At 72.4% G+C, this 4,847-nt stretch carries 5 protein-coding genes; 1 reads left to right on the forward strand and 4 read right to left on the reverse strand.

All coding sequences use genetic code 11. The features are described 5' to 3' along the window. Positions 1-447 (forward strand): RICIN domain-containing protein (locus tag ACFU99_RS33220; protein WP_384399125.1); only part of this gene is annotated, 447 nt, incomplete at its 5' end. Here ACFU99_RS33220 and ACFU99_RS33225 read toward each other — a convergent pair. The 4 genes from ACFU99_RS33225 to ACFU99_RS33240 all read right to left on the reverse strand — a co-directional run bounded on the left by ACFU99_RS33225 (position 354) and on the right by ACFU99_RS33240 (position 4,362). Beyond that, complete coding sequence (locus ACFU99_RS33225; protein WP_384399127.1) at positions 354-1,058, reverse strand: S26 family signal peptidase; 705 nt, start codon at positions 1,056-1,058, stop codon at positions 354-356. The two genes, ACFU99_RS33220 and ACFU99_RS33225, sit on opposite strands and share 94 nt — an antisense overlap. Beyond that, positions 1,055-3,052, reverse strand: coding sequence for an ABC transporter ATP-binding protein (locus ACFU99_RS33230; protein ID WP_384399129.1), 1,998 nt, complete (start codon positions 3,050-3,052; stop codon positions 1,055-1,057). Before ACFU99_RS33230 ends, ACFU99_RS33225 begins: the two co-directional genes overlap by 4 nt. A gap of 71 nt (positions 3,053-3,123) precedes the next feature. Further along, positions 3,124-3,678 carry a TlpA family protein disulfide reductase gene (locus ACFU99_RS33235; protein ID WP_384399131.1) on the reverse strand — a complete coding sequence of 185 codons (555 nt, stop codon included), beginning with the start codon at positions 3,676-3,678 and terminating at the stop codon, positions 3,124-3,126. 84 nt (positions 3,679-3,762) lie between these two features. Next, positions 3,763-4,362, reverse strand: a complete 600-nt coding sequence (locus ACFU99_RS33240) for a MauE/DoxX family redox-associated membrane protein (RefSeq protein WP_384399133.1) — start codon at positions 4,360-4,362, stop codon at positions 3,763-3,765. Positions 4,363-4,847: the final 485 nt, after the last annotated feature.

Raw genomic sequence — 4,847 nt, forward strand, 5'->3', positions numbered from 1 at the left:
GTGCGGGACCGGAGGTACCCGTCCTTGGTCGCGGTGCAACGGCCCTGTGACGCGGTCGCCCCGCAGACCACCTCGCTGGAACCGGCCGGCGACGGCCTCTACCGCATCCAGTGGACCCACCCCGACTACGGCAAAGGCTGCCTGAAGGCGCTGACCGGAGGGGGCGGGGCGGGGCTGCTGGAGCCGAGGGACAACTGTGAGGACGGCAGCCTGTTCAGCGTCGAACCGTCGGGGGAACCGGGCCTCGGCGGGTACGTGCTGCGCGTCGCGGGCCGGGGCTGCGTGGGCATCGCGCGCTCCAGCACGGCGGAGGGGGCCGAGGCCGTCATGCAGCCCTGCACCGGCAAGGGCCGTCAGGTCTTCCTCATCCGCACCGCGGAGCGGGGCGGGCACGCGGACGGGTCCGGCTCCTCGACCGTGCCCAGGACGCGGGACGCGGGGAAGTAGCCGACGGAGCGGGAGTCGTAGCTCCGGTCCCGGTTGTCGCCGAGCAGTACGAGCATCCCCTCGGGCACGGTCGCCTCCGGCGCGCCGGCCAGGGCGGGCACCTCCGTACGGGGCACGGGGTCGCCCGGGACCGCGGCGACCCGTTTGATGAACCAGTGCCGAGCGCAGATGACGTGGGCGGGGGCCGTACGGGCTACGGGGGCGTCCGGCCAGGGCGCCCGGTACGGCGGCCTCTCCACGACCACCACCGCACCGCGCGTGGGAACCGTCCGGCGGTGCGCCAGGACGCGGTCCCCTTCGTGGAACGCCGGTTCCATGCTGTCCCCGGACACGTCCACGCTGACCAGCCGCCTCTCCGCGGCGCGTACGGCCGCGAGCACGGCGGTGACCACCAGCGCGGGCACGCTGCCCGCCATCCCCCAGGCCGGGCGGCCGGTGGCGACCGCCAGGGCCGCCGCTCCCGCCCAGCAGGAGACCACGGCCGCGTACAGGGTGATCCGGTGGGCCCGCGCGCTCCGGGCTCGGGCCCGCGCCCGGCCGACGGCGGTCTCCGCGCGCGTGAGCTGCTGGGGAACGGCCGAGGGGCGAGGGGCGCCGCTGACTGGGCTCATGTGCCTTCTCCTGTACGGATATCGACGTCGGCTGCACTGACGCTGAAGCTGACGTCGGCGAGAGGGTGGGTACGAGCGGACGGCTCCGGCTCCGCGCCCGCCCGGTAGGGGGAGGCCTGGAGCGCGTACAGCTGCGCGTACCGTCCTCGGCGGGCGATGAGCGCGTCATGGCTGCCCTGCTCGGCGACCTGTCCCCGCTCCAGGACGACGATCACGTCCGCGTCGCGCAAGGCGCCCAGCCGGTGCGAGATGAGGAGGCTGGTCCGGCCCTGCCGGTGGGCGCGCAGCGAGGTGTGGATCTCGTGCTCGGCCGCCGCGTCGAGCCCCGCCGACGGCTCGTCGAGGATCATGAGGTCCCGCTGGTCGCGTACGAACCCCCTTGCCAGGGCCAGGCGTTGGCTCTGGCCGCCGGACAGCATGACGCCGGCCGCCGGGTCCGCCGTGTCCTCCTCGGCGAAGAACATGCGGGACAGGAGCGTGTCGTACCCCTGGGGCAGCGCCTCCAGCACGTCGTGGACGCCCGCGCTCGCGGCCGCGGCCCGTATCCGCCCCGGCTCGTCGAGCGCGGAGAGTTCCCCCTGCGCGATGCTCTCGGCGGCCGTCATGTCGTACTCCATGTAGTCCTGGAACACGGCGCTGATGCGGCGGCGCAGCGCGGTGATGTCGGCGTCGCGCAGGTCGACGCCGTCCCACAGGATGCTGCCGTGCGTCGGGTCGTAGAACCGGCACAACAGCTTGACCAGCGTGGACTTGCCCGACCCGTTGAGCCCCACCAGGGCGATGGAGGCCCCGGCCGGCAGCCGGAGGGTGACGCCGCGCAGCGCCCAGGGGTGCCGGGGCGAGTAGCGGAACCAGACGTCGCGCAGTTCCACGCAGCCCCGCAGCGGGGGCAGTTCGCGGGGCTCGGCGGCCATGGGGAGCTCGGGCCCGGCGCGCACGACGGACTGGTAGTGACCGAGGAGCAGATGGGCGTGGTGCGCCCCGGCGAGGTCGCTCGCGAACGTGGTCAGCGCCCCCTGCACCCCGCCCACGGCGGCCAGGAAGACGGCCACGTCGCCGGGGCTGAGGCCGCCGCCGCCCGCGGCGCGTACCGTCCAGAGCAGTCCGGCGCCCGCCACCACGGCGGCGAGCAGGCCGAGACCGGTCCGCAGCCGGGCCTCCTGGCGGTCGACGGCCCGCCGGGCCGCGTCCGCGCCGCGCCTGCTGCTGAGCATGCGGTCGCGCAGATACCGGCCGGTGCCGAAGAGGCGTATCTCCTTCGCCGCCTCGACGTTGGCCAGCAGCCCCATATAGAAGAACTGGCGCCGCTCGTCCGGCCCGATGTCCCAGGCGGTGGCGGCGCGCCGACGGGACAGCATGAGCTCGGCCACGAGAGTGGGTACGGCGGCGAGCAGTACCAGGGCCATCGTCGGCGGGCTGATGACCAGCAGCGACCCGAGGAACCCGACGACGGTGAACAGCGAGCGCGCGGCTCCGAGCACCCCGTCGACGGCCTGTGTGGCGGCCGGTGAGGCGACGACGGTCTGCTGGGCGAGGCGCAGCCGGTCCAGGAACTCGGGGTTCTCGAACCGCTCCAGCCCGGCGAACCGCCCCACGGCCGTGAACAGCCGGTTCTGCGCGAACAGGCCGACCCTGCGGTCCATTTCGGTCCGCAGGTAGTGCGCGAGATGCGGTATGGCTCCGGTCGCCACGCCGGTAGCCACCAACACCAGCGCGGGGAGCAGGAGTTCGCGTGCGGTCGCCCCGGCGGCGAGCCGGTCGACGATGAGCTTGACGGACCAGGCGGTGACGACCGGGAAGAATCCGGTGGCCAGTACGGGGGCCGCGTAGAGCAGGAAGGTGCCGCCGGCCGCCCGTACCACCAGGCGGAGGGAGCTGAGGGCCGGGGTACGGGTACGGGCGCGCGTACGGTCGTGGCTTTTTGGTGATGGGTGAGGGGCGGGTTCCTGGGGATCTTCGCCCGGCTCATGGGGCGTTGGAGTCGGAGGGGGCATGCTCGTCCTTTCCGGGGCCTGAGTCCGGGGCCTGTGGCAGAGCTCGCCGACGTCGGTCAGTACGAGGCTGGTCAGTACGAGGCGAGGGCCGGGCGCTCCAAGTCGACCTCGTCGGTCATGACGAGGAGGCGGCCGTCCGTGCTCCGGTTGACCTTGAGGACCACGGGGAAGCCCCGTACCTTGCAGGCGTTCGCGACGGCGTCGGCGTCCCGCCCGGTCACCACGCGCGCCACCGGAGCCAGCGCGGAGAGGCTGGGCGCCGCGGCCTCCGCGTCCTGCGGGCTGTCGGCCGTCACCACGGCGATGACCTGCTCGCGTCCGCGCGGCACGCCGCGCGCGTACTCGATGAACTTCGGCAGCTTCTCCTTGCAGGGGCCGCAGGACGGGGAGAAGAACGCGACGACCGTCTCGCTCTCGATCATCGTGTCCTGTACGGGTTCGCCTTCGACTGAGGTGACGGAGAACTCCCCGACCTCGTCGCCGGGGCCGAGGGCGATCCCGCCGCGACCGCGCTCGGAGAGCAACTCGGTGTGCTCGCGCAGGCGTTTGACGACGCCGACGGTGAGGATCAGGTCGAGGGTGCACAACAGACCGACGAGGGCGACGATGGCGATGAGGACGGGCATGGGGGTCTCCCTTCTGGTGGGGATGCGTGGTGCGTTGGATGCGGTGCTGTGGGCTCGGTGTTTTGGGCGCGGTGCTGTAGCGCGCTACGCGCCGGGCTTGATGCGGGCGGAAGCCATGGAGCTGTTGGGGCTCGTAGTGCTCATGGGGCGGAAGAGCGCGACGATCGCGTCGAGCGCGGCCACGCAGCCGCCCACGAGCAGCCCCGCCGCCGCGGCCACAGCCAGCCCCGCGGGCCGGGCCGCCGTGGCTGTCCCGTGCGGCGGCGTCGTACTCATCGCGAAGACGGCGAACATGGCGAGCCCGGCGAGCAGGAGATTGCGCACGATGTGCGGGACGCCGAGCGGGGTCGTGGAGCCGCTGCCGAAGCATCGGCAGACCTCGCGCGCACCACGGGCGACGACGCGGGCGATGGCGGCCGCGAAGGCGGTGAGCAGTGCTGCGGCGAGCGTCAGCCCCAGTCCCACGACAGGGGCCCAGGGCGCCAGGAGCAGCAGGCAGACGGACCACTCGGCCGCCACCACGGCGACGGCGACGGCGCGGGTCGCCGTCCGGGGCACGACGTTCAATCGGCCGAGCGACGCGGCGAACGCGGGGAACGATCCCCGGCCGGCTGTTTTGCCGATGGCAGCGGTCAGAAAGACCGTGCCGATGAGAATGCGAATTCCGAATTCCGCGTACTGCACCGTAATCGACCTCCCATGGAAATTCCCGGACGGCGAAGAGCGCCGGGTACACCGACGGGCGGCAGACCGGATTCGTGCCGCCGGCCGCGGCCCGCCGGTGTACCCGGCCGTGCGTCAGGTCAGATCACCGGGTCAGCATTTCGGGCAGCTGCGCCAGCAGTTGATGGAACCGCAGTACGTGTTGACGCAGCAGGCGCTCCGTGCGCACTGCCAGCACGACTTGAAGCACTGACACGCGAATGCCGAGGCGGATGCCTCCACCTTGGGCACGAACAGGCCCAGAAGCCTGTTGCTCATGGATTCCACTACCTTGGACATGATCCTCCTTCGGTCAGCCGAATCGGAGACGTCGCGAAACGACGGAAGCGCCGTCGAGGAGGCGCGTTCGGATGGATGAGGCGCAATGGTCTTCGAATTTCGACCGTGTCGATTCGCGACAATGCAGGAGCCTAGCGACGCCCGACACGGCGATTCCACTGTCCGGC

This window comes from Streptomyces sp. NPDC057654 (assembly GCF_042800135.1).
Taxonomy (GTDB): domain Bacteria; phylum Actinomycetota; class Actinomycetes; order Streptomycetales; family Streptomycetaceae; genus Streptomyces.